The organism is Shewanella sp. NKUCC06_TVS (assembly GCF_019345515.1).
Taxonomy (GTDB): domain Bacteria; phylum Pseudomonadota; class Gammaproteobacteria; order Enterobacterales; family Shewanellaceae; genus Shewanella; species Shewanella oncorhynchi.
Genome location: NZ_JAHKQX010000001.1, coordinates 487212 through 513436, shown reverse-complemented (window position 1 = coordinate 513436; position 26225 = coordinate 487212). Strand labels below are relative to the sequence as shown.

22 protein-coding genes and 3 tRNA genes are annotated in these 26225 nt (G+C 45.8%); 9 read left to right on the top strand and 16 right to left on the bottom strand.

Features of this window, described 5'->3' with window-relative positions; all coding sequences use genetic code 11:
* Window positions 1-202: 202 nt before the first annotated feature.
* The 6 genes from megL to pspA form a co-directional block, all read right to left on the bottom strand.
* A complete protein-coding gene (megL, locus tag KO531_RS02080) occupies window positions 203-1396 on the bottom strand; it encodes a methionine gamma-lyase (RefSeq protein ID WP_168823662.1) in 1194 nt (397 codons plus the stop codon).
* A 341-nt stretch (window positions 1397-1737) separates the two neighbouring features.
* Entirely contained in the window at window positions 1738-2958 is a 1221-nt protein-coding gene (locus KO531_RS02075; RefSeq protein ID WP_219250259.1) for a TIGR01620 family protein, read from the bottom strand.
* Window positions 2955-4415: a YcjX family protein gene (locus KO531_RS02070; RefSeq protein ID WP_219250258.1), complete on the bottom strand. Its 1461-nt coding sequence runs from the start codon at window positions 4413-4415 to the stop codon at window positions 2955-2957. Before KO531_RS02070 ends, KO531_RS02075 begins: the two co-directional genes overlap by 4 nt.
* Window positions 4416-4528: 113 nt before the next feature.
* Complete coding sequence (gene pspC, locus KO531_RS02065) at window positions 4529-4915, bottom strand: envelope stress response membrane protein PspC (RefSeq protein ID WP_028760457.1); 387 nt, start codon at window positions 4913-4915, stop codon at window positions 4529-4531.
* Window positions 4902-5141, bottom strand: a complete 240-nt coding sequence (gene pspB, locus KO531_RS02060; protein ID WP_006081138.1) for an envelope stress response membrane protein PspB — start codon at window positions 5139-5141, stop codon at window positions 4902-4904. The genes pspC and pspB overlap by 14 nt, the downstream gene beginning before the upstream one ends.
* A gap of 17 nt (window positions 5142-5158) precedes the next feature.
* Complete coding sequence (gene pspA / locus KO531_RS02055; RefSeq protein WP_006081137.1) at window positions 5159-5842, bottom strand: phage shock protein PspA; 684 nt, start codon at window positions 5840-5842, stop codon at window positions 5159-5161.
* A gap of 177 nt (window positions 5843-6019) precedes the next feature.
* On the opposite strand from pspA, the gene pspF reads away from it, so the two are divergent.
* From pspF to KO531_RS02015, 8 genes are all read left to right on the top strand, one after another.
* On the top strand, window positions 6020-7111 hold the full coding sequence (pspF, locus tag KO531_RS02050) for a phage shock protein operon transcriptional activator (protein ID WP_219250257.1): 1092 nt from the start codon (window positions 6020-6022) through the stop codon (window positions 7109-7111).
* A gap of 69 nt (window positions 7112-7180) precedes the next feature.
* The gene (locus KO531_RS02045; RefSeq protein WP_219250256.1) at window positions 7181-8806 is read left to right on the top strand and encodes an ABC transporter substrate-binding protein; all 1626 of its coding nucleotides are present in this window, start codon (window positions 7181-7183) and stop codon (window positions 8804-8806) included.
* The gene (locus KO531_RS02040; protein WP_113938850.1) at window positions 8806-9837 is read left to right on the top strand and encodes an ABC transporter permease; all 1032 of its coding nucleotides are present in this window, start codon (window positions 8806-8808) and stop codon (window positions 9835-9837) included. The genes KO531_RS02045 and KO531_RS02040 overlap by 1 nt, the downstream gene beginning before the upstream one ends.
* Entirely contained in the window at window positions 9824-10714 is an 891-nt protein-coding gene (locus tag KO531_RS02035; protein WP_105252931.1) for an ABC transporter permease subunit, read from the top strand. The genes KO531_RS02040 and KO531_RS02035 overlap by 14 nt, the downstream gene beginning before the upstream one ends.
* A gap of 3 nt (window positions 10715-10717) precedes the next feature.
* Window positions 10718-11725 carry an oligopeptide/dipeptide ABC transporter ATP-binding protein gene (locus KO531_RS02030; RefSeq protein WP_219250255.1) on the top strand — a complete coding sequence of 336 codons (1008 nt, stop codon included), beginning with the start codon at window positions 10718-10720 and terminating at the stop codon, window positions 11723-11725.
* Window positions 11706-12491 (top strand): ATP-binding cassette domain-containing protein, encoded by a 786-nt coding sequence (locus KO531_RS02025; protein ID WP_105252932.1) that lies wholly within the window; start codon window positions 11706-11708, stop codon window positions 12489-12491. Before KO531_RS02030 ends, KO531_RS02025 begins: the two co-directional genes overlap by 20 nt.
* Before the next feature lie 105 nt (window positions 12492-12596).
* Window positions 12597-13799 carry an enoyl-ACP reductase FabV gene (gene fabV, locus KO531_RS02020; RefSeq protein WP_219250254.1) on the top strand — a complete coding sequence of 401 codons (1203 nt, stop codon included), beginning with the start codon at window positions 12597-12599 and terminating at the stop codon, window positions 13797-13799.
* A gap of 138 nt (window positions 13800-13937) precedes the next feature.
* On the top strand, window positions 13938-14150 hold the full coding sequence (locus KO531_RS02015) for a molybdopterin-binding protein (RefSeq protein ID WP_006085368.1): 213 nt from the start codon (window positions 13938-13940) through the stop codon (window positions 14148-14150).
* 192 nt (window positions 14151-14342) lie between these two features.
* Here KO531_RS02015 and KO531_RS02010 read toward each other — a convergent pair whose 3' ends face one another.
* From KO531_RS02010 to KO531_RS01970, 9 genes are all read right to left on the bottom strand, one after another.
* Window positions 14343-16208: a SurA N-terminal domain-containing protein gene (locus tag KO531_RS02010; RefSeq protein ID WP_028760465.1), complete on the bottom strand. Its 1866-nt coding sequence runs from the start codon at window positions 16206-16208 to the stop codon at window positions 14343-14345.
* Window positions 16209-16433: 225 nt separating this feature from the next.
* Window positions 16434-16706: a nucleoid-associated protein HU-beta gene (hupB, locus tag KO531_RS02005; protein ID WP_006081127.1), complete on the bottom strand. Its 273-nt coding sequence runs from the start codon at window positions 16704-16706 to the stop codon at window positions 16434-16436.
* 259 nt (window positions 16707-16965) lie between these two features.
* Complete coding sequence (gene lon / locus KO531_RS02000; RefSeq protein ID WP_105252934.1) at window positions 16966-19323, bottom strand: endopeptidase La; 2358 nt, start codon at window positions 19321-19323, stop codon at window positions 16966-16968.
* A gap of 132 nt (window positions 19324-19455) precedes the next feature.
* Window positions 19456-20736 (bottom strand): ATP-dependent protease ATP-binding subunit ClpX, encoded by a 1281-nt coding sequence (gene clpX / locus KO531_RS01995; protein WP_028760467.1) that lies wholly within the window; start codon window positions 20734-20736, stop codon window positions 19456-19458.
* Window positions 20737-20820: 84 nt separating this feature from the next.
* Window positions 20821-21429, bottom strand: coding sequence for an ATP-dependent Clp endopeptidase proteolytic subunit ClpP (clpP, locus tag KO531_RS01990; protein ID WP_063883148.1), 609 nt, complete (start codon window positions 21427-21429; stop codon window positions 20821-20823).
* Between the two features lie 89 nt (window positions 21430-21518).
* On the bottom strand, window positions 21519-22823 hold the full coding sequence (gene tig, locus KO531_RS01985; protein ID WP_028760469.1) for a trigger factor: 1305 nt from the start codon (window positions 22821-22823) through the stop codon (window positions 21519-21521).
* 261 nt (window positions 22824-23084) lie between these two features.
* Window positions 23085-23160, bottom strand: a tRNA-His gene (locus KO531_RS01980).
* A gap of 9 nt (window positions 23161-23169) precedes the next feature.
* Window positions 23170-23246, bottom strand: a tRNA-Arg gene (locus KO531_RS01975).
* A gap of 117 nt (window positions 23247-23363) precedes the next feature.
* A tRNA-Pro gene (locus KO531_RS01970) sits at window positions 23364-23440 on the bottom strand.
* Window positions 23441-23804: 364 nt separating this feature from the next.
* Between KO531_RS01970 and folD the strand changes: the two genes are divergently transcribed.
* On the top strand, window positions 23805-24659 hold the full coding sequence (gene folD, locus KO531_RS01965; protein WP_014610292.1) for a bifunctional methylenetetrahydrofolate dehydrogenase/methenyltetrahydrofolate cyclohydrolase FolD: 855 nt from the start codon (window positions 23805-23807) through the stop codon (window positions 24657-24659).
* A gap of 161 nt (window positions 24660-24820) precedes the next feature.
* Here the strand turns inward: folD and cysS are convergent, their stop codons facing one another.
* The gene (gene cysS / locus KO531_RS01960; protein ID WP_105252936.1) at window positions 24821-26200 is read right to left on the bottom strand and encodes a cysteine--tRNA ligase; all 1380 of its coding nucleotides are present in this window, start codon (window positions 26198-26200) and stop codon (window positions 24821-24823) included.
* Window positions 26201-26225 lie beyond the last annotated feature (25 nt).

The following is a 26225-nucleotide window of genomic DNA, read 5'->3' as shown; positions in this document are numbered from 1 at the left end:
GTGTACCATCGGTTAACAGCGTTTTTTCCCATTCTGGAATGAAAACAGCGCAAAAATCATCGACATCGCAAAACACTTCCACTAATTTATGCATAGGCCCTCCGGTGTGATGGGGTTTCTCTTGGTCGAAAGATCCGATCACTTGGAGGGCTATTAGTTCAACATTTCTTATCCCGAGTTCAGGTTAAAATAACAACATTCATTAAGCTAATCGAGCTAGCGCTTGGTTCAAGTCGCCGATGATGTCGTCACAATCCTCTAAACCAATAGAGATCCGCAGCAAATTATCACCAATCCCAGCGGCAGCCCTCGCCTCTGACGTATAAGGTGAATGCGTCATCGATGCAGGATGTTGAATCAGGGATTCAGCATCACCTAGACTCACCGCAATTGAGAACAACTTTAGATATCCGACAAAGGCCATGGCTTCTTCTAAATTTGCCGCCAGTTCAAACGCGATAACACCACCAGCACGTTTCATCTGCTGGCCAATGAATTTATGCCCTTGATGAGATTTAAGCCCGGGGTAATACACACGTGTAATGCTTGGATGTTCCGCCAAAAACTCTGCCACGCGCTGGGCACTATCGCAATGGCGCTGCAAACGCACATCTAAGGTTTTAAGGCCGCGTAAGATCAGCCAAGCATCATGTGGCGATATCACAGCGCCAATATCCTTTAAAATTTCATACTTCACTTTATGGAGCTGTTCTTCACTGCCACACACTATCCCCGCAATCACATCACCATGACCATTGAGATATTTAGTCGCACTGTGGATCACCAAATCAATACCAAAATCCAGCGGCCTCTGCAGTAATGGGGTCATAAAGGTATTATCGACAATACTGACCAACTGATGACGTTTGGCAATATTCGCAATTGACGCTAAATCAAATACCTGCAAATGCGGATTGACAGGGGTTTCACAGAAAATGACCTTAGTATTGGATTTAATCGCCGCTTCTATTTCTGCTTCCGATGAAAAGTCCACTAGGGACACTTCAATACCAAAGCGGGCAAACTGAGTCGTCATTAGCGCATAAGTACAACCGTATACGGCATTCGACGCCACTAAGTGATCGCCCATCTGCAAATTAGCCAGCAATGCGGCGGATACTGCGCCCATACCAGAAGCAGTTGCTGCTGCGGCCTCAGCCCCTTCTAAAATCGCCATTTTACGTTCAAGCTCAGCGGTTGTCGGATTCCCTAAGCGCGTGTAAATATACCCCGGCTCATTACCCGCAAATCGCTCACCACCTTGCTGTGCAGACTCAAACACAAAAGTCGCACTTTGGTAAAGCGGCGTCACTAAGGCACCAAAGGCCTCTCGCTGATGGCCGCCATGAATAACCTGTGTTGCCGCCTTCCACATCTTGCCTGACTCATCTTGCATACCTAGCTCCTTGTCATTGGCATTGAGCAGTTCCCGTTCTTGATTGATTGTTGGTGTGGAGCGCTCAATGCCCGCATTATGGATAATCTAATAGATAAGTTAATGAAACATTAGCCCTATCGAATAAGCCCTACCATAACGCGGCCAAGCACTGAAGCCAGTAGCATGACGAAAATAGCAGCGATCAAAAGTGTAATTAACTTGTTACATAGCACTTTTCAGTCGCACTTTGTCATTCTCTTTATCTGCAAAAATCATAAAAAATGCGCTAAGGAACAAGTCCATTAGCGCATCTACTTTCGGCTATTTGAATCGTTTAATCATATGATATTCAATAGCATCTACTCTTTAGACTTATCTTTAGATGACCGCGATACCCTATCATCAACATCGGCGAACTGGCCTTTTAATGCGTCGCGACCTTCTTTGGTAAACAGCTTGCCTGAAAACTGCTTCAGTTCGATCAACAATTCCTGATGCACTTTAGACAATTTAGGCCTTTGATCTTCTCTAAACACAATCGGCCGACACAGCGCCATGGCTTGATATCCAAGGCGCGCTGTTAACATGCCGCCCCCTAAGCCTTGGGCCAAGCGAGCAGACAATTTACCTGTCATTTCAACCGATAACAGCTGTGTTCCTAAATCGGTAACTAACTCAGTGGTGCCCGCGTAGATGATATTAATAATAATGCTGCGGATAAGTTTAATTCGGCTCCAGTAACCAAGTTCAATGCCATAACAGCGGGCGACATCGCGCAGCATACGTTGATTACGCCAGAGGATAATCGCCATATCGAGCACAGCTAACGGACTCGCCGCCAGTAACACTGCCGACTCAGCCGCATAGCGTCGCACGACTTTTTTGGCCAGTTCATCTCGCTCAGTTAGGACTAAGTCCTCGAATAACAAGACTTTCTCGGCATCATTATGTTCATCTTTTAATGAACTGCGAAGTTGCTGCAAACCTTGGCTGTCTTCATAGTGGCAAACGATATTATCGATAAAGCTGTCTGCTTCACCCATTTGCATGCTCTGCGCTAGCCTTGCACCTGTTTCTTGAGTATCGGCGACCTGTTTGAGTCGCTTGAGCTTACGGTATTCACTGACTGCGCCCGCCAATGCCCACGCACTGACAACCCCAAGCACCACACCATAAAAACTGAACAACCAAGGGCTCTCAAGCCAAGCATCCCTCAGTCCTAATCCTGTTTGAACTACTACAAGCAGCAATAAACTCGCTACTGCCAGACGAGCGAGCCAAGACCAACGGCGTGATTTTACAAGTTGAGGCGATACCGATTTAGCATCAATCATTTGGGGATGGGCTGACAGCGTTTCATCCATCAATTCCTCAATATCAGCAGCCACTTCTTGCACTGGCGTATGGGGATCAAAGGCTTTCGCCCCTTTGAGATCCTCTTTGCTGGGTTTAAGCTCCACTATTTGTGGGTCAAATAGCTGCTGCTTTTTCAGCGCCTTATGTTCAACTGAGTGTGCAAATGAGTTCGCAGAAGAATTAGAAGCCTGCTCGTTAGCGTTATCAGATAGCTTTAACGTCATTCCAACTTATCTCCCAGTAAGTACTGCAGCAGATGATCGAGACGAATATGGTCAAAATGCACTTGAGAAGGGTCAACATTAACATTGCTCGGTGGCGCGAACCCAACAAAATTAAACCCTTGGTCACGCCAAAAATGCGCTTCAGGTAAGCGAGTGGGCACTTCGCCGGGAAACAAGGTCAGGGCTTTACCATTGAGTCCCATCCCCTGCACGACTTCCACCTCGCCCTCTTGGGTCGTTACCATGCCATGGCGAGTCGCTTTAATGGCGCTAATCGCCATCGTCTCCACTTTACAACCATCGAAACTGGCAAAATGCTGGCTGTGTTTCAACATATCGGTCAGCAGGGACAAAACATGGCTCTGCTGATCGCGAGTCACATGGTCAACCTTGCTCGCGGCAAACAATAAACGGTCGATGCGGGGGGCAAATAAACGCCGTAAATAACTCGATTGGCCAAACTGAAAGCTTTCCATAATGGCATTGAGCGCCGCGCCCATATCCTCAAATTGCTTTTTACCGCGATTCAACGCACTAAAACAGTCAACAAGTACTAACTGCCGATCAAAACCGGCAAAGTGGTTTTTATAGAAAGGCTTAACCACTTTAGCCACATATTCTTGATAACGTTTTTCAAGTACATGGAATCCACTGTGTTTATCGCTTTGCGAAAGCTCAGCAAACTTTTCATCATTAACCAATAACAGGGGGAAAAAAGCCAATAAGGGAGCCCCCTGCCATTCACCCGGCAATAACATGCGCCCAGGTTGCGCTTGGTAATAACCTTGCACGTGCACTAAATCATTGAGTAATAGCTGATATTGATCGGCAATCTGCTTTAATTGCTGCTCATCGGCGCTGGCGGCTAAATCCAATAAAATCAAAGATTGTTCAAACTCAGCATACAAGGGCGAGCTTTTAAGATTCTCGCTGCGAACTTGTTGAGCGCGACACCAGGTTACAAAGTCTTGGCGCAACATAGGTAAATCGAGTAACCATTCGCCAGGATAATCGACTATGTCTAAATACAAGGTGGCGGTATCAGAAAACTTGGCCAGTAAGCCCTTCTTAGGTTGGTATTTAATCGCCAGTCGTAACTCAGAAATAGTACGAGTGGAGGCAGGCCAGGTCGCAGGTTCGGAAATGAGCGCTAACATGGCGCCTTGATAATCAAAACTGGCGATTTCAAGATCCGGCTGCATGGCACGCTTAACACCGAGTAAACGCTGATCGCGGCTCACCTGCCACAGTGGCAAAGCGCTGTTGTTACGTGCGTGAGGTAACGTTGAGACAGGTCCAGAATTGAGTAACTGATTGACTAACCCCGTGATAAACGCCGTTTTTCCCGCACCAGAAAGCCCAGTCACGGCCAAACGTAAATGCCGGTCCGCGGTGCGATGTAACAGGGATTGGCCCTTTTGGGTTAATTTATGGAGCGAGGCATCAAGCATTCCCATAGAGACTTCCCTTATGTCGAATGATGTTAACTTATGTCAAGTAATGTTGACTATACACTGGAATGGAGCAGAGATTAAGCAACAAGGGCGGACATGGCCGCCCTTTAGAAGGGTTACAAACTATTGATTTGTCTTTTTAAATCAAAGTTGTCAGAGGTGACATGGCGTTCTAAATTTTGTAGCCTGACTTCCAGACTTCGAAATTGACGACTCACGTCGCTTAGCGCTTGCTTTGCGGGTTCTCCCGACTGCCACGGCTTCTTCTTCACCTCAATATCGTCTCTATCGTAATGCTTTTGCGGCTTGATGTCTAAAATCACCCACAAAGCGACATAGATGATAAATACCACACCTGAGCCGCCGAGTAAGAAGATAGACACAGTCAGCACTCGCACTAACCAAGTTTCAATCGCAAAGTACTCGGCAATCCCTGCACATACACCCGCTATTTTGCCTGACTGGGGAATGCGGTACAAAGTACGGCCATTAGATCCTCTCATGTTTCCCCCTCCATTCGGGCGATTCTGTATCCAGAATGGCCTCTAAGGTCTCGATACGCGCCGCCATTTTATCGGCCTTGGATATCAAATCATTGAGTTGTGAAAACTCTTCCTCAGTGAGTCCCTGGCTCACTTGTCGCTTACTGCGATAATGAAGAACTAACCATATTGGCGCGACTATCACCATGAAAATAATAATCGGCGCCATTAGCACGTCCATATCCATAACTCACCTCTGAATTGTTATTCTTTTGACTTAGTTGGCGCTTTACCTTTTACCTTGGCTTTGAGCGCTGCCAGTTCTGCATTCACAGAATCTTCCGCTTCTAGCGCCGCAAACTCATCGGCTAAGGTCTTCTTGCTGCCAAGATCGTAAGATTCAACTTGGGCTTCTAAGCCTTCGACACGGCGCTCATATTGCTCAAACTTGAGCATAGCATTGTCGATCTTGCTTGAATCTAGCTGCTTTTTCACTTCTAAGCGTGATGACGCTGTTTGAGTGCGCAAAATAATGGTCTTTTGACGCGCTTTTGCATCGAGCAGCTTTTCTTGCAACATGCCCACTTCATCTTTCAAGCGTGCGATATGTTCATCGATGACGGCTAACTCTTGATTCAGCGTATCTGCTAAACCGGTCGCTTTTTGTTTTTCAACTAAAGCGGCTTTCGCTAAGTCTTCACGGTCTTTGGACAGTGCCAGTTCAGCCTTATCTTGCCAATCTTGCACTTGCTCTAACACGCGGTTGATACGACGTTGCAGCTCTTTCTTTTCAGCTAACACTTTAGCTGAGGTAGAACGCACTTCAACGAGTGTGTCTTCCATTTCTTGGATAATCAGTCGAACCATTTTTTCTGGGTCTTCGGCTTTATCCAGCAATGCGCTGATATTAGAGTTAATGATATCGGCGAAACGAGAGAAAATTCCCATAATCCTATCCTCAAATTGATGTTGGTCTCGTACAAGGTAATACACTAACCGTGCCAACTTTAATTTCTTATTTAAATACAGCAATTTAAACAAAATATTAACTTTTACTTCCTTTTACGCTTCAAGCCACTTATTATCATTTTCACCAAATTTTAGCGCGAAAGACTAAAAAATATCGTGGATAATAAATTTCAGCAAGACAACCTTATCGGTCAATCTAACGCCCTACTCGAAGTGTTAGAACATGTGTCGCAAATAGCGCCTCTGTCTAAACCCGTACTGATTATTGGTGAACGTGGCACTGGTAAAGAGCTTATTGCCGAACGCTTACATTATCTGTCTAAGCGCTGGGATCAAAGTTTTATTAAGCTAAACTGTTCATCTTTGAGTGAAAATTTACTCGAGAGTGAGTTATTTGGCCATGAGTCAGGAGCCTTTACTGGCGCCAAAGGCAAACACGAAGGCCGCTTTGAGCGCGCCGACGGCGGCACCTTATTCCTCGACGAATTAGCCAACACCTCAGGACTTATCCAAGAAAAGCTTCTGCGTGTCATTGAATATGGCGAATTTGAGCGGGTCGGCGGCAGCAAAACGGTGCAGGCTGATGTTCGTTTAATCTGCGCCGCCAACGAAGATTTACCATCACTTGCTGACGCAGGCGAATTTCGTGCCGACTTGCTCGATAGACTCGCCTTCGATGTAATTACTCTGCCACCACTGCGTTGCCGCCCAGAAGACATAATGACGCTGGCGGAATATTTCGCCGTTGGCATGGCGCGCCAATTAAAGCTGCAGCTATTCAGCGGTTTCAGCGCCCATGCGGTCGAGCAATTAATGACCCACGACTGGCCGGGTAATATCCGTGAACTTAAAAACGTAGTCGAGCGCAGCGTTTACCGTAATGGTGGTGAAAATAGACCCATCGATCATATTACCCTCGATCCCTTTGCTTCACCGTATCGGCCTAAAACTCGGATCAAGACCCGCGAACGTCAAATCACCTCAGTTGCGCCAACAACTGTTGCCAGTACGCCACAATCTGCGCCGATATTTGAGGCTGAAGTACAAGTCAATACTGAGTATTCAACAAATTGCTTTAATTTTCCGTTAGATTTTAAAGAGCAAACGGAGCAGTACGAAATGGATCTGATCCAGCAAGCACTTTCAAACAGCCAATATAACCAAAAGAAAACCGCCGACATGCTCGGGTTAAGCTACCACCAACTGCGTGGCATCCTTAAAAAGTACAATTTACTTGATAAAGCATAAGCAGATTGCCCACGGGGGAGATGCACTGCTAAAATAGCCGTTCATAGTCGATAAAATAATGATTTATAAATGAGTGTGCTAATTAGACGCCTGTGCCTAACAACTGCAGTTTCTTGCATGAGTTGGTTGTTGGTCGCGTGTGGCCCCCAACGACTCCCTTCTGGTTTGGTGTATTGCTCCGAAGGGAACCCTGAGTCTTTTAATCCACAATTGGTGACATCTGGCACGACAATCGATGCCACCTCGCATCAAATTTATAGTCGCTTAGTGGATTATGACACCCAGTCAGGCAAGCTTGTCCCTGCCTTGGCGACGAGTTGGGCCATGTCTGATGATGGCTTAAGCTATCGCTTCACTCTCAGGGAAAACGTGCAGTTCCAGCATTCAAAGCGTTTTTACCCAACTCGCCCCTTTAATGCCGACGATGTGTTGTTCTCCTTTAATCGTATTATCGATACCCAGCATCCTTATCATTTTGTCTCCCGCACGGGTTATCCCTTCTTCCAAAGTATTGGCTTTTCTCAGCAAGTTAAAGGGATAGAGAAGATAAACGATCATGAAGTGGTCTTTTACTTAACCCGCAAAGACGCTTCTTTTCTGTCGAATTTAGCCACCGACTTTGCGGTGATCTTATCCAACGAATACGCGCAGCAGCAGTTAGCTTTAGGTCATCCTGAAAACGTCGACCACTATGCCATTGGTACAGGACCGTTCACCTTAGTGCAATACGCTAAAAACGAATATATCCGCTATCGCCGTAATCCCGATTTTTGGGGAGAGCCAGCAAAAATCGATATGCTGGTATTTGATATCACGCCCAAAAGTACAGTTAGGCTCGCTAAGCTTATCGCGGGGGATTGCAGCGTTTCTGCGCTGCCCAAAGCAGGTGAACTGCCTGTTATCAAACAGCATCAAGAATTAAACATCGAATCACAACCAGGTCTTAACGTAGCATTTTGGGCCTTTAATACACAAAAGCCACCGTTAGATGATGTTCGCGTACGTCGTGCACTTGCCTATGCTGTTGATAAACAAAATATCCTGCGAGCGGTTTATCAAAATACTGCCATTGAAGCCACCGGCGTTCTGCCGCCAGCATCATGGGCCTACGAAAATAACAAAGGACTTGTCGATTACAATCCGCAAAAAGCACGCGACCTATTAAAAGAAGCTGGTATAAAAAATCTCAGCATCAATATTTGGGCCATACCGGTTGCCCGCGCTTATAACCCCAATTCGTTGAAAACGGCCGAATTAATTCAATCCGATTTAGCAAACATCGGCGTAAAAGTGAATATCGTCAGTTACGATTGGAGCGTATTTAATCAGAGACTGAGCCGCGACGACTATGATTCTGTGCTGATTGGCTGGAATGCTGATAACAGCGATCCCGATAACTTTTTTAATCCGCTGCTGAGCTGCGCAGCAATGCAATCAAACAACAATCGTTCTCGCTGGTGTAACCCTGAGTTTGATGCCATCTTAAACAGCGCAAGGGAAGTATCAGATCAAGCGGAACGTAAAGTGATTTATCAACAAGCAGAAGCCTTTTTAGCTGAACAAGTACCTATGCTGAGTCTGGCCCATGCCAAACGTGTAGCGTTAACTCGCAGTGATATCAAGGATATGCAGCTTACGCCTTTTGGTGGTATTTCCTTCACCCATACTAGCCAAGCACCAAAGGAGGCGAATTAATGTTTACATACCTACTGCGTCGCCTCAATCTGTTCCTCGCCACCTCTTTAGTGATGATTGGTGTATTATTTTACGCTACAGGCTTGTTTCCGGTTGAGCGCACCTATGCACTCACTGGCATACATACACCGACGGCAAGCCAACTGGTTCAAATAGAACAGGACTACAAATTAGATAAAAACCAAGCGTGGCAATTTATCGCTTACCTACAACAAAGGCTTAGCGGTAATTTAGGGATTTCAGTCACGTCACATCAAGAAGTCGCCGAAGAACTCAGTGCCGTCCTACCCGCCTCCTTCGAACTTGCTGTGATGGCGGGCATTATCGCAATTTGCTTGGGCGTGCCCTTGGGCGTGCTCGCCTCCCAGAGTCAACATAAGCTCACCCAAAATACCATTATGGCGATTACCCTAACGGGCTACTCTGTACCCGTATTCTGGTTAGGCCTTTATCTTTCGCTTTGGTTTGGCGTCGATCTTGGTTGGTTACCAATTTCGGGACAAATCAATTTGCTCTATGAAATCAAGCCCGTCACTGGCTTTATGCTAGTGGATACCTTGTTGTCAGAGTCTGAATACGGCATGTCGGCATTTAAAGATGCCCTGCTGCATATCATTTTGCCTGCCACAACACTGGCCGTGTTACCTTTTACTGTAGTGGTTCGTAGCACCCGTTCGGCAATGGTGAATGTGATGAATCAAACCTTTATCCGCGCCGCCGAAGCCAGAGGCATGCATACTGGCACGATTATACTGCGCCACGCCCTGCCCAATGCGTTAATCCCCGTACTTAAACATTTAGGGCTAATGCTTGGCTCATTTGCCAGTTATGCCATAGTGGTTGAAATGATTTTCTCTTGGCCTGGTGTAGGATCTTGGCTAGTTTCAGGGATTTACCAACGGGACTATACTGTTATCCAAGGTGGGATTTTGGCCGTGGCCCTATTGATTATCTTCCTAAGTATCTTGATTGAAGTGCTGCACACAGCCTTTAATCCACTGAGCAGAAAAGACCTTTATGCCACCAGTTAAAATTTATCAAGAAGATCAAATTGCCTCCCCGACTATGCGGGTTTGGATTAACTTTTCGGCTAATCCTTTCGCCTTAGCGGGTCTATGGACGATTGCATTTCTGCTCTTGCTAACCCTGTTTGGCCCTATGATTGCGCCCTTTCCGCCAGAAGCACAAGATCCAAGAGCCTTGCTATTGCCACCCTCTTGGGACCCTTCAGGGACAGTGGCGCACTTTTTAGGGACTGACGATCTCGGCCGCGATATTTTCAGCCGATTATTACACGGCGCGCACTTGACCTTTGGCATGGCGCTGCTGATCGTAGTTACCGCTTTATTCACAGGCTTTATCATAGGGTCGTTGTCGGGCATGATGCGGGGCTTAAAATCCAGTATTCTTGGTCATTTACTCGATGCGCTGTTATCAATTCCTTCATTATTAATGGCCATTTTAGTAGTTGCTGTAATGGGACCAGGGCTTGAAAATGTGTTCTGGGCCGTCGGGATAGCCTTAACCCCACAATTTGTGCGCTCCATACACCAGTCAGTGCATGAAGAATTACAAAAAGAATATGTCACAGCCGCGCGTTTAGACGGCGCTAACTCGATGCAAATTTTTTGGTATGTCATTATGCCAAACGTGTGGGAAGTGGTGATTATTCAAACCACACTTGCCATTTCAGCTGCTATTTTAGATATCGCTGCCCTGGGTTTTTTAAGCTTAGGCGCACAGGCGCCGAGTCCAGAATGGGGCGCTATGGTCGCCCAAGGAATGGATAATTTACTAACAGCGCCTTGGGCCGTAACTATCCCAGGCTTAGCGATTCTTTTCAGTGTGCTTTCCATTAACTTGGTTGGCGATGGCCTACGGTCGGCGCTTGCGCCCATCAGAAACTAACTTATGCCCTTACTCGACGTACGAAATCTAACGATTGAACTCGATACGCCCCACGGTAGAGTGCGGGCGCTAGAAAAAGTCAGCTTAACGCTCAATGCGGGCGAAATTCATGGGCTAGTCGGTGAATCTGGCTCAGGACGAAGTTTGTTAGCCAGAGCAATTTTAGGCATCCCCGGCCCTAACTGGACTATCACAGCAGACCGCATGATGTGGGATGGCAATAACTTGATGGCCATGAGCTCAAAAGAGCGCCGTAATCTGATGGGTTCAGACATTGCTATGATCTTCCAAGATCCGTCTGGCAGCTTAGATCCAGCACAAACAGTCGGCAGTCAGTTAATGCAAGCTATGCCTAAAAATCCTAGCGCCTATTTTTGGCAACGGCGCAGGCATGCAAGACTTACAGCACAGAAATGGCTGCATAAAGTCGGGATCAAGAATCCGCGGCAGGTGATGTCTAGCTACGCATGGGAATTATCCGAAGGCGAATGCCAAAAGGTGATGATTGCGATGGCGGTTGCTAACCAGCCTCGCCTCTTGATTGCAGACGAACCCACAAGCTCGATGGAGCTCAGCACTCAGGCACAAATTTTCAGATTATTATCCCAATTAAATCAATTACAAAACGTATCGATTCTATTGATCAGCCACGAGCTGGAAACCTTAGCCCAATGGTGCGATCACTTATCCGTGCTCTATTGCGGTCAAGTCATGGAATCTGGGCCGACGGACGAAGTGATTAAGCAGCCTTATCATCCTTACACTAAGGCGTTACTCGAAAATATGCCCGACTATTCAGGCTCAGGTGGTCACAAGGCGATTATGCCTACCCTACCGGGTTCTGCGCCCGCCTTACAGCATTTGCCTATTGGTTGTCGTTTAGGGCCACGCTGCCCTGAAGCACAAAAAAAATGCGTTAATCAGCCAAATTTGAGTCATATCAAAGACCGCTATTTTGCCTGTCATTTCCCTTATCACGGCGAAACCCATAATGACGACCCCACTGCTTAAAGTTAATGACCTTTATAAAAGATATGATACTGGTTATAAGGGCTTTTCCCGCCAATATAACGATGCATTAGCGCCCGTATCCTTTGAACTCGAACGCGGTGAAACCTTAGCGATAGTGGGTGAGGCGGGTTCAGGTAAAAGTACCCTCGCCCGCATTTTAGTCGGTGCAGAGCCCCGCAGCGGTGGTGAGATTTTTTTCGAAGGTGAAGCCTTAGATAGCCGCAATGTGAAGCAAAGATGCCGCTTAATTCGGATGATTTTCCAAGATCCGAATACTTCACTGAACCCGCGCCTAACGATTGGTCAATTGCTCGATGAACCGCTGCGTTTCAACACCCAAATGTCTGCGCAATCGCGGCACACCCAAGTGGTCGATACCTTACGAAAAGTAGGTTTATTACCCGAACACGCGGAGTTTTATCCGCACATGATTTCCGAAGGGCAAAAACAACGAGTCGCAGTAGCACGAGCCTTAATGCTCAATCCTAAAATTATCATTGCCGATGAAGCCTTAACCGCTCTGGACCTTTCGGTGCGTTCGCAAATTCTTAATTTGCTGTTAAAACTGCAAAAAGATCTCGGCTTGTCTTATATCTTCGTGTCCCATAATCTCAATATTATTCGCCATGTCAGCGATAAAATTATGGTACTGCACAAAGGTGTAATGGTTGAAAAAGCTGATACAGAACAAATATTTAACTCACCAAAACATGAATATACCCAGAGGTTGGTCCAAGAGCAGAGTCTGTTTGTTCACAAACGTTAAACTGCTCCAACCACTTAAATAATCAGGTGAATTGGCTAAAAATAGGTGCCATTTACCCGCCGAAATATTTATCCTATTGGTCATTTTGATAGAAGAAGCTTAAACATGATTATCAAACCAAAAATTCGTGGATTCATTTGTACCACTACACACCCTGTCGGTTGTGAAGTAAACGTTCAAGAACAAATCACCTTAACTAAAGCAAAAGGCAAGATCACTAACGGCCCGAAAAAGGTATTAGTAGTCGGTTCATCAAGTGGTTATGGTCTGTCTTCACGTATCGCAGCCGCTTTTGGTAGCGATGCCGCAACGATTGGCGTGTTCTTCGAAAAGCCAGGTACTGAAGCGAAACCAGGTACTGCAGGTTGGTACAACTCTGCCGCTTTCGACAAATTTGCTAAAGCGGAAGGTTTATATTCTAAAAGTATTAACGGCGATGCCTTTAGCCATGAAGCTAAACAAAAAGTCATCGAGCTTATCAAGCAAGATCTCGGTGAAATTGACATGGTTGTTTACTCACTGGCATCACCAGTGCGCAAACTCCCAGATTCAGGTGAGCTTATCCGATCAGCTTTAAAACCCATTGGCGAAACTTACACAGCGACTGCCGTTGATACCAATAAAGACTGCATCATTGAAGCCACCGTTGAGCCAGCAACTGAGCAAGAAATTGCTGATACTGTCACCGTTATGGGCGGCGAAGATTGGGAACTGTGGATTAAAGCCTTATCTGAAGCCGGTGTATTAGCCGATAACTGCAAAACCGTAGCCTATAGCTATATAGGTACAGAACTGACGTGGCCAATTTACTGGCACGGCGCCCTTGGCAAGGCCAAGATGGATCTGGACCGCGCTGCAAAAGCGTTAAATGAACAACTGTCAGCCACTGGCGGCAGCGCAAATGTTGCAGTGCTAAAGAGCGTTGTGACTCAAGCGAGTTCGGCCATTCCTGTCATGCCTTTATATATCGCTATGGTATTCAAGAAAATGCGTCAGGAAGGTCTCCATGAAGGTTGTATGGAGCAAATCTATCGCTTATTCAGTGAGCGTCTATTCCGTGCCGATGGTGCAAAACCTGAGACCGACAGTGATAATCGCTTACGTTTAGATGACTGGGAACTGCGTGAAGATATTCAGCAACACTGCCGTAATTTGTGGCCACAAGTGACCACAGAAAACTTATCAGAATTGACTGATTACCGTGAATATAAAGCTGAATTTATTAAGTTATTTGGTTTTGGTATCGAAGGCATTGATTACGATGCCGACGTTAATCCATACGTTGAGTTTGACGTTATCGAACTCTAATCAACTCGATAGCGAATCACTGCTTATCACAAACGTTAAACGCCACTTTTTAGTGGCGTTTTTATTTATAACTCCCAGATTAAGATGCGCTACACTAGCTGCAGTTGACCCCTAATAATCCCTCAATAAGGAAAATCAATGAAAATTAGCGCAAGAAACACCCTCAGCGGTACAATCAAATCCATAGAAATGGGCGCTGTAAACAATGAAGTGACAATCGAACTTGCACCCGGTGTCGTACTGACCTCTGTGGTGACTAAAGCTTCCTGTGAGCGCCTAGGGCTCAAAGTGGGTGATTCGGCTTATGCCCTCATCAAAGCCAGCAGCGTAATGATTGGCGTTGATGATTAACCATTCAATTCAGTAACGTGGCGATTGAAGTAATGGAATATGGAGTCTGACAGTGTTGCTATAGCGGATATCCTTCGAACTTCATTGGTAAACTTTATCGAATTAAAAACAAAAAGGCCAAGTGAACTCACTTGGCCTTTTCTATTTAATCAGTCGGATAGTAAATTTAATAACTCGCTATCCTCACTGAAATTATTCTTCTACAGGGTAAAGCACCTTGGCATTAGCTTTAAGCGAATCGATCAAGCCACGGTAGTCTGCTTCACTGTATTGTGCGTTCAGACGTTGTTTAAGTGCATTAACTAGCTCATCACTCACGCCTTCTGCAGCATTGACTTTATCCAGTGCAACCACAGCATAACCGTTTGCTAAACCGACGGTATCGACAACAGGAGTTGTACTTGGTGTTGGCATTTGGAACGCTTTGCCTACAATCGCAGCATCAACGTCTTGCGCGCCACGGCCTAGTTTCGCTTTAGACACTAAACCAAGATCAGTTGCACCCGCTTTAACTTGTGCCATCAATTCCTGTGCTTTTGCACGGGCGGCTTCGTTTGCTTGATCTTGCTTCAAGCGCTCAGTGATGTTGGCTTTCACTTCAGCTAAGGCCAAAGTACCCGCATCGTGATGTTCTTTCACTCGGATAACAACCACATGGTTAGGTTCAAGCTCAATCACTTCACTGTTTAAACCTTTCAGCATTACAGTTTCAGAGAAGGCTGCTTTAACTAAGTCAGGCTTGTTTAGCTCAGCAGGTGCGTTATCGCGAGAAAACAGTGCTGTAGTCTTAACATCAACGCCAACAGCTTTTGCGGTTTCAGATAGTGTATCTGGCACTTCATAGCTGGTATCCGCTAATTTACTTTGTAAGCTATAGAACTGGTCAACCGCTTTCTTATCTTGCAATTGAGCCACTATCTTAGCTTTCACATCAGCAAACGGTACAGTCGCGCCAGATTGCACATCTAATAGCTTGATAATGTGGAAACCAAAGTCTGTTTTAACCACCGCAGAATGTTGGCCTTTATTTAATGCAAATAAAGCGGCATCAAATGCGGGGTCCATTACACCAGGTTCAAACCAATCCAGTTTACCGCCCTGCTCTGCACTCAAAGTATCATCAGAGTTAGCTTTAGCCAGATCAGCAAAATCGGCACCGCTATCTAATTGCTTAGCGAGATCTTCAGCCTTGGCTTTTGCTGCCGCTTCATCGTTACCTGGCATAACCAAAATATGCGCGGCAAGACGCTTCTCGTTAGAAACATATTGTGCTTTATGTTCTTCGTAATACGTTTGTGCTTCTTCATCAGAAACTGGATTATTTTTAGCAAAATCAGCAGCATTCAGTTCAACATATTCTAGGCTCACCATCTCAGGGCTCATAAACTGCCCTTGGTTTGCGTCGTAATAGTTTTTCACTTGCTCGTCAGTCACAACCGCTGTCGCTAAGAATGGTGCAGAATCGACAATAACATAGCGCACATCACGGGTTTGGCCTTGTAACTCAGCCAATTGCTTAGCTTCGCCAGGTAACACAAATTCAGTACCCACAAGGGCTGCAGTTAACTGACGACGGGTCATATCGACACGCATCATGTCTCTGAAAGTCTGTGGCTGATAACCTAACTGACGCAGAATCGCCTGATAACGATCGTTATCAAATTTGCCATCAGTTTGAAATGCCGGTTCAGCTCTCATTGCAGCAACAATTTGCTCGTCAGATACACGTAGACCCATAGCCTTAGCAGCTTGATCTATCAACTTGTCAGCCACTAAGCGTTCTAATACGCTCTGCTTAATGCTTTGTAAGTATTTTTCGTCAGCAGATAACGCAGCAAACATTTCACCTAGCTGTTGCTCCATGCGAGAGCGCTCGCTCTGGTACGCCTGTTCTAGCTCGGCTTTAGTGATCTTGTCACCGTTCACTTCTGCCGCAGGCACATCAGTTGTTGAACCTAAGTAACTACTGACTCCTGCAAATGCAAAAGATAAAATCACAAGTACGAGAATGCCTTTAGCAATCACGCCTTGCGAACCATCGCGGATCTTTTCTAACATCAGATTTCTCGCTTGTTGCGATTAACAAAATAAAAAGGCGCATCAGGTTGAGATGCGCCTTTCTGTAATTTATGGGGAATATTCAGACGCTACCACTGGTAAATTCTAAAACCCCGAGTAATGGTAGAAATTAAGCTTCATATTCCATTACTTTCAATTCGTAAAAAGCACTGATAAACAGTGCTTGTCATTACGAACGCCTTACAAAGGCTACGATATTAATGATTAATTAACAGCGTCTTTCAGTGCTTTACCAGCTTTGAATGCAGGAATTTTAGCTGCTGCGATTTTGATTTCTTCACCCGTTTGTGGGTTGCGACCAGTACGCTCAGCGCGTTCACGCACTTCAAAAGTACCAAAACCAACAAGAGAAATTTTATCACCTTCTTTCAGACCTTCGGTCACAGCAGCGATAAAAGAATCCAGTGCTCGGCCAGCAGCGGCTTTAGAAATGTCAGCACCAGATGCGATTTTCTCGATTAGTTCAGATTTGTTCATGTCATCCCCTTGAATGTAATTTTTTTGCGCCGCAACCAAATCCGTCTCTAGAGCGGTCTGCGGAGGCTTTTATAACAAGCTTGAATTCAAAGTTCAAGCTGAGTTCGAAAACCAAAGAATTAAAACTGGATACAGCTCAAAGCCAGTTGCGCCAAGGGCTTGGAGCAGCTGGCTCTCCACAGACCTAGGCTACCACAGGTCTGCGCTTTGTTAAGCCCCTTTTTTCATTTTTTTTAACGTGATAGCGCAATTTCTTGCGTTATGCCAAGTTTTTAACCACTTCGAAGCCTTCAACTGGTCTTTCTAGGGCCAGTTTTAACACTTCATCGACCCAACGCACGGGACGAATTTCTAAATCGGCAATCACATTGGCAGGAATTTCTTCCAAATCGCGCTCATTTTCTTTTGGAATAAGCACCAATTTTATGCCGCCGCGGTGAGCTGCTAGCAGTTTTTCTTTCAAACCACCGATAGGTAACACTTCACCACGTAAGGTTATTTCACCAGTCATGGCCACATCGGCACGCACTGGGTTACCCGTTAAGCTGGATACTAACGCGGTACACATAGCCGCACCAGCAGATGGACCATCTTTGGGTGTCGCACCTTCTGGCACATGCACGTGGATATCACGCTTCTCGTAGAAATCCGCATTGATACCTAATTGTTCCGCACGGGCGCGAACAACTGTCATCGCTGCTTGAATCGACTCTTGCATCACGTCACCAAGAGAACCAGTATAGGTTAACTTCCCTTTACCTGGTACTGAGGTTGCTTCAATCGTCAGTAAGTCACCGCCCACTTGAGTCCAAGCTAAGCCAGTCACTTGACCGATTTGGTTCTTAGACTCGGCTTTGCCGTAATCAAAGCGCTGCACGCCAAGGAAAGACTTGAGATTCTCTTGGTTAACAGTCACAGACTTGACCGACTTATCGAGCAAAATCATTTTCACGACTTTACGGCAAATCTTAGACAATTCACGCTCGAGTGAACGCACACCCGCTTCACGGGTGTAATAACGGATAATGCCAACGATAGCACTATCATCGACTTTAATTTCAGTGGCTTTTAAACCATTGCGCTCGATTTGCTTATTCAGCAAATGTTGCTTAGCAATATTCAGCTTCTCGTCTTCGGTGTAACCCGATAAACGAATGACTTCCATACGGTCAAGTAGTGGCCCAGGAATATCCATGGAGTTTGACGTTGCAACAAACATCACATCGGATAGGTCGTAATCGACTTCGAGGTAATGATCGTTAAAGGTCGCATTTTGCTCAGGATCTAACACTTCTAATAAAGCAGAAGCCGGATCTCCGCGCATATCAGAACTCATCTTGTCGATTTCATCGAGCAAGAATAACGGGTTTTTCACGCCGACTTTAGCCATCTTTTGAATGACTTTACCCGGCATAGACCCAATGTAAGTACGGCGGTGACCACGGATTTCCGCTTCATCACGCACGCCACCGAGGGCAACACGCACATACTTACGACCGGTCGCCTTAGCGATCGATTGACCTAGCGAGGTTTTACCCACACCTGGTGGCCCCACTAAACACAGGATTGGCCCTTTAAGCTGACGCACTCGGCTTTGGACTGCCAAATATTCCAAGATACGTTCTTTGACTTTTTCAAGACCAAAATGATCGGTATCGAGTACTTCTTGGGCTTTGGCTAAATCACGTTTGATTTTAGAGCGTTGGCTCCAAGGCACAGCCGTCATCCAATCGACATAACTGCGAACCACCGTCGCTTCAGCCGACATTGGTGACATCATGCGTAACTTGTTAAGCTCGGCGAGGGCTTTCTCTTTCGCCTCAGCGGGCATATTAGCCTCTTCAATCTTACGATTTAAGGCTTCAAATTCGTCATGGCCTTCATCTAAGTCACCCAGTTCTTTCTGGATGGCTTTCATCTGTTCGTTCAGATAGTACTCACGCTGACTCTTTTCCATCTGTTTTTTAACGCGAGTCCGGATACGTTTCTCAACCTGTAATAGGTCGATCTCCGATTCCATCATCGCCATTAGATATTCCAGACGTTCGCCGACGTTGACCATCTCAAGCACAGATTGCTTATCTTCAAGCTTAAGTGGCATGTGTGCGGCCATAGTATCGGCCAGACGCGCCGCTTCATCGATACCCGATAAAGAGGTCAAGACTTCTGGCGGGATCTTTTTGTTCAGCTTGATATAACCTTCAAACTGACCAATAGCACTGCGCACTAACACTTCTTCTTCTTTGTCTTCCAGCGGTTCTGATTCCAGATACTCAGCCTTAGCAACAAAAAATTCTGTTTCTTGGGTATAACGGGTAATACGGGCGCGACGACCACCTTCAACCAGCACTTTGACTGTACCGTCTGGCAGCTTAAGTAACTGTAAAATAGAGGCAACCGTACCCACTTCGAAGATGTCATCTTTTGATGGTTCATCGAGCTCGGCATCACGCTGCGCCACTAAAATAATTTGCTTATCCTGCGCCATTGCCGTTTCGAGACATCGAATAGATTTTTCTCGTCCGACAAATAACGGAATTACCATATGGGGATAGACCACCACATCTCGCAGTGGCAGCACGGGGAGTTCGATATGCGCTTCACGCTCTTGGGTCATAGTTCGATTCCGTTTTGGTGAAATGGATTAATACTGGAGTATATTGGGACGCTTTATGGAGTTTCAATGGCTAATACGAAAAAAGGAGTCCATTGGACTCCTTGTTTTTCAGTTTATTAGCGATCAGTACAATTATTGTTCGCCTGATGCCACTTGGGCCTCATTGTGCTCGTAAATCAAGATTGGGGCAGATTCCCCTTTCACGACTGATTCATCCACAACGGCCTTCACCACACCGTCAACGGATGGGATATCGTACATAGTATCCAGCAGAATACTTTCAACGATGGAGCGTAGACCACGGGCACCTGTCTTGCGAGACATGGCTTTGTGAGCAATCGCTTTAAGCGCATCTTCGCGGAACTCAAGCTCTACCCCTTCCATCTCAAATAACGCACTGTATTGCTTAGTTAGGGCATTTTTAGGTTGAGATAGAATTTGTACTAAAGCTTCTTCATCCAGCTCAGTCAGAGTCGCAACCACTGGTAGACGACCAATAAACTCAGGGATTAAACCGTATTTGACTAAATCGCCAGGTTCTACTTGTGATAACGTTTCAGAGATCGTCGCCTTCTCTTTCTCGCCTTTCACCTGTGCACCAAAACCGATACCCGAGCCAACGTGCGCACGTTGCTCAATCACTTTCTCAAGCCCTGCAAATGCACCACCACAGATAAACAGGATCTTAGAAGTATCGACTTGTAAGAATTCTTGCTGTGGATGCTTACGGCCACCTTGTGGTGGAACCGCGGCAACAGTACCTTCAATCAGCTTAAGCAGCGCTTGCTGTACACCCTCACCCGATACGTCACGGGTGATTGATGGATTGTCTGACTTACGACTAATTTTATCGATTTCATCGATATAAACGATACCACGCTGCGCCTTCTCAACATCGTAGTCGCACTTTTGCAGCAACTTTTGAATGATGTTTTCAACGTCTTCACCCACATAACCCGCTTCAGTCAGCGTAGTAGCATCTGCCATAGTGAAAGGCACATTGAGTGAGCGCGCAAGGGTTTCAGCCAGTAGGGTTTTACCGCTACCCGTTGGACCGATAAGCAAAATATTACTCTTGCCCAGCTCGATACCATCTTTAGGCGATGCATTTTTTAAACGCTTATAGTGGTTATACACTGCCACAGAAAGCACTTTTTTCGCTCTGTCTTGGCCAATAACATAATCGTCTAAATGTGCACGCAACTCATGTGGTGTCGGTAATTTATCGCTATCACGCTTTGGAGAGATTTCTTTAATCTCTTCACGAATGATGTCGTTACATAACTCAACACATTCGTCGCATACATACACTGATGGGCCAGCAATGAGTTTTCTGACTTCATGCTGGCTCTTTCCGCAAAAAGAGCAGTACAGCAATTTACCGCTGTCACCATTATTTTTGTTGTCGCCCATTAATTACCTCATTTGCAGTCTGCTCTACTGCCTGTCTTAAATTTGCTTAACTTTTACAAAGCATAGCTCAGTCAAAAGCAAAAATCAGCCGCGTTTCGTCATCACAGAGTCAACTAAGCCATATTCGACGGCTTGAGTTGCACTCATGAAGTTGTCACGATCGGTATCGCGTTCAATCACTTCGAGCGGTTGACCTGTGTGTTCAGCGAGCATTAGGTTAAGCTTATTTTTAATGCCTAAGATTTCTTTGGCATGAATAGCAATATCTGATGCTTGACCTTGGAAACCACCCAGCGGTTGATGGATCATCACGCGAGAGTTTGGTAAACAGTGACGCTTACCCTTCTCACCGCCGGCTAACAAGAAAGCGCCCATACTGGCGGCTTGGCCGATACAGACAGTGCTAACATTCGGTTTGATAAACTGCATGGTATCATAAATCGCCATGCCTGCAGTGACAGAACCACCAGGGGAGTTAATGTATAAAAAGATATCTTTATCTGGGCTTTCTGATTCTAAGAATAATAATTGCGCCACGATAAGGTTTGCCATGTGTTCTTCAACTTGACCTACCAAAAAGATAATCCGCTCTTTCAACAAACGAGAATAAATATCGTATGAGCGTTCACCCTTAGCAGTCTGTTCGATCACCATAGGCACTAAAGCACTTTGTATGTCTGACGCATTATGCATTATTCACTTCCCTAAATAAAAATGGCTCGCATGAGGAGCCTCATACGAGCCATTATAAATGGCGAACAGCTAATCAAGTCAAGCTTAGCTTATGCGCGACCGGTAGCCTTGTTCATAAATTCTTCAAAAGCGACTTGTTTTTCGGTCACTTTGGCAGATTTCAACAGTGCTTCAACCGCTTGCTCTTCTAAAGCAACGTTGCGCATGTTTTGCATCAGCTCTTTGTTGCTGTTGTAATAAGCAACAACTTCACTTGGATCTTCGTAGGCAGAAGCCATAGAAGCGATCAAGCCTTGTACGCGTTCATCTTCCGCTTTCAGTTCGTTAGTCTTGATGACTTCGCCTAATAACAGACCGATTTTAACACGACGTGCAGCTTGTTCAGTGAACAATTCAGCTGGCAGTTCTGGCATGTTAGCCGATTGGCCGCCAAAACGTTGCATGGCTTGTTGACGCAGAACGTTAACTTCGCCATCGATCAATGCTTTTGGCAAAGTGATATCGTTGTTAGCTAACAGACCATTGATCACTTGCTCTTTCACGTTAGCTTTTAACGCTTGCTCAAGTTCACGGTTCATGTTTTTACGGATTTCAGTTTTAAGGGCTTCTAAGCCACCTTCGCTGATACCAAACAGAGCAGCAAACTCATCGTTTACTTCTGGCAGGTTAGCCGCTTGCACTTCTGTCAGCGTAATCGCGAACTTAGCCGCTTTACCTTTCAGGTTTTCAGCGTGATATTCTTCAGGGAAGTTCACGTCGATAACAAATTCTTCACCCGCTTTGTGACCTAAGATACCCGCTTCAAAACCAGGGATCATACGGCCGCTACCTAGTTGCAGTTCGAAATCATCAGCTTTGCCGCCTTCAAACTCTTCACCGTCAACTGAGCCAACAAAGTTCATTTTCACTTTGTCGCCATCAGCAGCTTCACGCTCAACAGCAGCGAAAGTCGCGTGTTGTTTACGTAAGGTTTCAATCATAGTGTCAACGTCAGCGTCAGTCACTTCAGCTTTTGGCTGTTCTACTTCGATGGCATCTAAGCCTTTCAGCTCAACTTCTGGATAGATTTCAAAGGTAGCGATAAATTCGAATTTTTCGCCATCAGTAGAACCAGGAACAAAAGTCGGTGCACCCGCTGGGTTTAACTTCTCAGCAATAATTGCTTCGATGAAGTTACGTTGCATCACTTCACCCATGATGTCTTGACGAATCGCTGCGCCATAACGTTTGTTTATAACAGTAACAGGCACTTTACCAGGACGGAAACCTGGGATACGAGCACGCTTAGCTTCACGTTGTAAACTGTCTTTAACCAGCTTTTCAATTTGTTCAGCAGGAACAGAAATGGTCAGGCGACGCTCTAGGCCTTGGGTTGCTTCAACAGAAACTTGCATTGTTTTACCTCGAAATTTGTCTAACGTCCTTTGTAATAGCCGATTCATCAACTATTCAGGTATTCGTTTCTTGATCATTAAATTTGACTACAATGCCCACCACAACTGGCTTTAGGCACAGGTCGCTCATAGTTGATATCTATCAAGACGCGACATTATAGCCACCGTTTTCTGCAGAGTCGAGCCTCAACAGCCGAATCTGGGGTATAAAAAAAGCGACACAAGGTCGCTTTTTTTAATTTGTACTCAAAGTACTAAAAATGGGGTGACTGATGGGGCTCGAACCCACGACAACCGGAATCACAATCCGGGACTCTACCAACTGAGCTACAATCACCACTGAAACTGGTACGCCCGGCAGGATTCGAACCTGCGACCACCCGCTTAGAAGGCGGGTGCTCTATCCAACTGAGCTACGGGCGCATGGTTTACAGAATTTTCTGTATCCTAACCGATTTGGAAAGCATTTATGCTAACCCTATCACTCGCCTATTTGAGTTCAAATTATCTTTGAATTCATTGAAGCAAACGATAATAAAGTGGTCGGTGATAGAGGATTCGAACCTCTGACCCTCTGGTCCCAAACCAGATGCGCTACCGGACTGCGCTAATCACCGAAGGTCTTACATTTTACTTGATATCAACTCAGAGGGTTTCCTCTGGTCCACTCTCATCCAAAATCTGGATGCACTACCGGACTGCGCTAATTACCTAAGGTCTTACATGACAGTTTCAGCGCAAGATGAACACATCTGCCTGAGAACGGAGCGCATCTTATCCCCTCACTTTACACCCGTCAACGATTTTTTTATCGTTCGACTCTAGGTGCTGAATTATCAGGCTAATCTGGTTTTTTTTATCCACTTGGCAACGGCTTTAACCATGACACAGTAGCTGTGCCCTGTTAAAATAGCCACGATTGCCAATCTCTGTGTTAACTACTGTTTTCACCATCGCCCATATAAAGGATATCCTACACCCATGACAGCCCAAATAATCGACGGCAAGGCGATTGCTCAATCCATCCGCACTAAGCTCAGCGAAAAAGTCACCGCCCGCAAAGAGGCTGGACAACGCGTACCGGGTTTAGCCGTAATATTAGTGGGAGCCGATCCGGCATCACAAGTTTATGTTGGCAGTAAACGTAAGGCTTGTGAAGAAGTTGGATTTATTTCTCGTTCATACGATTTAGAAACAAACTGCACTGAAGATGAATTACTCAACCTGATTGATAGTCTTAATGATGATCCGACAATTGATGGCATCTTAGTGCAACTGCCATTACCCGCACATATCGAAGACTCAAAAGTCATCGAGCGTATCCGCCCAGATAAAGACGTCGATGGATTTCACCCGTACAACGTCGGCCGTTTAGCCCAGCGTATTCCGGTGCTGCGCTCTTGCACCCCAATGGGCATAATGACACTCATCAAATCCACCGGCGTTGATACCTATGGTTTAGATGCTGTTGTGGTTGGCGCATCGAATATTGTCGGCCGCCCAATGACCTTAGAGTTGCTGCTGGCTGGCTGCACCACCACTACTTGCCACCGCTTCACTAAGAATCTCGAGCAAAAAATCCGTCAGGCAGATCTCGTAGTCGTTGCTGTGGGTAAACCTGGCTTTATTCCTGGCGAGTGGATCAAGCCCGGCGCGATTGTAATAGATGTGGGAATTAACCGTTTAGATAACGGCACCTTAGTCGGCGATGTGCAATATGACATTGCTGCGCAAAATGCCAGCTTTATCACTCCAGTCCCCGGCGGTGTTGGCCCGATGACGATTGCAAGCCTATTAGAAAACACCTTATATGCCGCCGAGCAGTATCATGACTAGGTTCTAGGTTCTAGGTTCTAGGTTCTAGGTTCCAGGTTCCAGGTTCCAGGTTCCAGGTTCCAGGTTCCAGGTTCCAGGTTCCAGCAAGCATAAAAAAACCTGCATGATGCAGGTTTTTATTTACTGAAGATTTTCTTGAATTAAAAATATAGCGAATAAGCTTATTTCTTACGCCAAGTGGTGCCACTTGGACCATCTTCAAGCACAACGCCCAAAATATCTAAACGATTACGCGCCACATCCGCAGCAGCCCAATCCTTTTCGGTACGAGCACGGTTACGCTCAACGATTAAGGCTTCGATTTCGGCCACTTCATCGTCACTACCGCCGCCTTGAAAGAAGGCCTCTGGCTCTTGGCTTAATAGACCTAACACATCCGCTAATTGCTTCAAGGTGACCGCTAATGCCGATGCCTGTGCCATATCGGTCAGTTTTAAACGATTGATTTCACGCACCATATCAAATAGAACGGAATAGGCTTCAGGTGTATTAAAGTCATCATCCATCGCCGCTTTAAACTTAGCAATAAACTCTTCTGCAGGCGCTGCAACGACAGTTAAGTCGACATCTTTAATCGCGGTATACAAACGCTCTAAGGCTGAGCGAGCTTGTTTCAAGTTATCTTCTGAATAGTTCAGTTGGCTACGATAATGACCAGATAATAAGAAATAACGCACAGTTTCAGCATCATAGTGACCAAGTACATCGCGAATAGTGAAGAAGTTGCCTAAGGACTTAGACATCTTTTCACGGTCAACCATCACCATGCCAGTGTGCATCCAATAGTTGACGTATGGTGTGTCATGGGCACAGCAAGACTGGGCGATTTCATTCTCATGATGTGGGAACTGTAAGTCAGAGCCGCCGCCATGGATATCAAAATGCAAACCTAAATGTTTGCTGTTCATGGCCGAACATTCGATATGCCAGCCAGGACGACCCGGTCCCCATGGAGATTCCCACGTTGGTTCGCCAGGTTTAGACATTTTCCACAACACAAAATCCATTGGATTTTGCTTGGTTTCGTCCACTTCAACCCGAGCACCAGCTTGCAGTTGATCTAAATTCTGGCCCGATAAACGGCCATAATCAGGATATGAGGCCACGCTGAAAAGCACATCACCATCGCTCGCCACATAGGCATGACCACGGGCGAGTAATAACTCAACCATGTCGATGATTTCAGCAATGTGAAGGGTCGCGCGCGGTTCAAAATCGGGGCGCAACATATTTAAGGCATCGAAGTCTTGGTGCATTTCACCAATAAGACGCTCGGTTAAGGCTTCACAGCTTTCGTTATTCTCGTTAGCGCGCTTGATGATTTTGTCATCAACATCAGTAATATTGCGCTGAAAATTCACTTCATAACCCGCGTAACGCAGGTAGCGCACTATCATGTCGAAAGAAACAAAAGTACGGCCATGACCAATATGACAGAGATCGTATATGGTCACACCACACACGTACATCCCAATTTTCCCGGGATTAATTGGCTTAAATTCCTGTTTTTGGCGGGTAATACTGTTGTAAATCTTCAACATCGATATTCTCTTCAATGATACATTC

Bases quoted from the DNA above. Each gene is read 5' to 3' on its own strand.
- KO531_RS02045 (WP_219250256.1), top strand. From the start codon at position 7,181: ATGAGTGTGCTAATTAGACGCCTGTGCCTAACAACTGCAGTTTCTTGC.
- KO531_RS02025 (WP_105252932.1), top strand. From the start codon at position 11,706: ATGACGACCCCACTGCTTAAAGTTAATGACCTTTATAAAAGATATGAT.
- KO531_RS02010 (WP_028760465.1), bottom strand. From the start codon at position 16,208: ATGTTAGAAAAGATCCGCGATGGTTCGCAAGGCGTGATTGCTAAAGGC.
- clpP (WP_063883148.1), bottom strand. From the start codon at position 21,429: ATGCATAATGCGTCAGACATACAAAGTGCTTTAGTGCCTATGGTGATC.
- tig (WP_028760469.1), bottom strand. From the start codon at position 22,823: ATGCAAGTTTCTGTTGAAGCAACCCAAGGCCTAGAGCGTCGCCTGACC.
- KO531_RS02075 (WP_219250259.1), bottom strand. From the start codon at position 2,958: ATGACGTTAAAGCTATCTGATAACGCTAACGAGCAGGCTTCTAATTCT.
- pspB (WP_006081138.1), bottom strand. From the start codon at position 5,141: ATGGATATGGACGTGCTAATGGCGCCGATTATTATTTTCATGGTGATA.
- cysS (WP_105252936.1), bottom strand. From the start codon at position 26,200: ATGTTGAAGATTTACAACAGTATTACCCGCCAAAAACAGGAATTTAAG.
- hupB (WP_006081127.1), bottom strand. From the start codon at position 16,706: ATGAACAAATCTGAACTAATCGAGAAAATCGCATCTGGTGCTGACATT.
- megL (WP_168823662.1), bottom strand. From the start codon at position 1,396: ATGCAAGATGAGTCAGGCAAGATGTGGAAGGCGGCAACACAGGTTATT.
- KO531_RS02070 (WP_219250258.1), bottom strand. From the start codon at position 4,415: ATGGGAATGCTTGATGCCTCGCTCCATAAATTAACCCAAAAGGGCCAA.
- fabV (WP_219250254.1), top strand. From the start codon at position 12,597: ATGATTATCAAACCAAAAATTCGTGGATTCATTTGTACCACTACACAC.
- KO531_RS02035 (WP_105252931.1), top strand. From the start codon at position 9,824: ATGCCACCAGTTAAAATTTATCAAGAAGATCAAATTGCCTCCCCGACT.
- pspA (WP_006081137.1), bottom strand. From the start codon at position 5,842: ATGGGAATTTTCTCTCGTTTCGCCGATATCATTAACTCTAATATCAGC.
- clpX (WP_028760467.1), bottom strand. From the start codon at position 20,736: ATGGGCGACAACAAAAATAATGGTGACAGCGGTAAATTGCTGTACTGC.
- folD (WP_014610292.1), top strand. From the start codon at position 23,805: ATGACAGCCCAAATAATCGACGGCAAGGCGATTGCTCAATCCATCCGC.
- lon (WP_105252934.1), bottom strand. From the start codon at position 19,323: ATGACCCAAGAGCGTGAAGCGCATATCGAACTCCCCGTGCTGCCACTG.
- pspC (WP_028760457.1), bottom strand. From the start codon at position 4,915: ATGAGAGGATCTAATGGCCGTACTTTGTACCGCATTCCCCAGTCAGGC.
- KO531_RS02015 (WP_006085368.1), top strand. From the start codon at position 13,938: ATGAAAATTAGCGCAAGAAACACCCTCAGCGGTACAATCAAATCCATA.
- KO531_RS02030 (WP_219250255.1), top strand. From the start codon at position 10,718: ATGCCCTTACTCGACGTACGAAATCTAACGATTGAACTCGATACGCCC.
- KO531_RS02040 (WP_113938850.1), top strand. From the start codon at position 8,806: ATGTTTACATACCTACTGCGTCGCCTCAATCTGTTCCTCGCCACCTCT.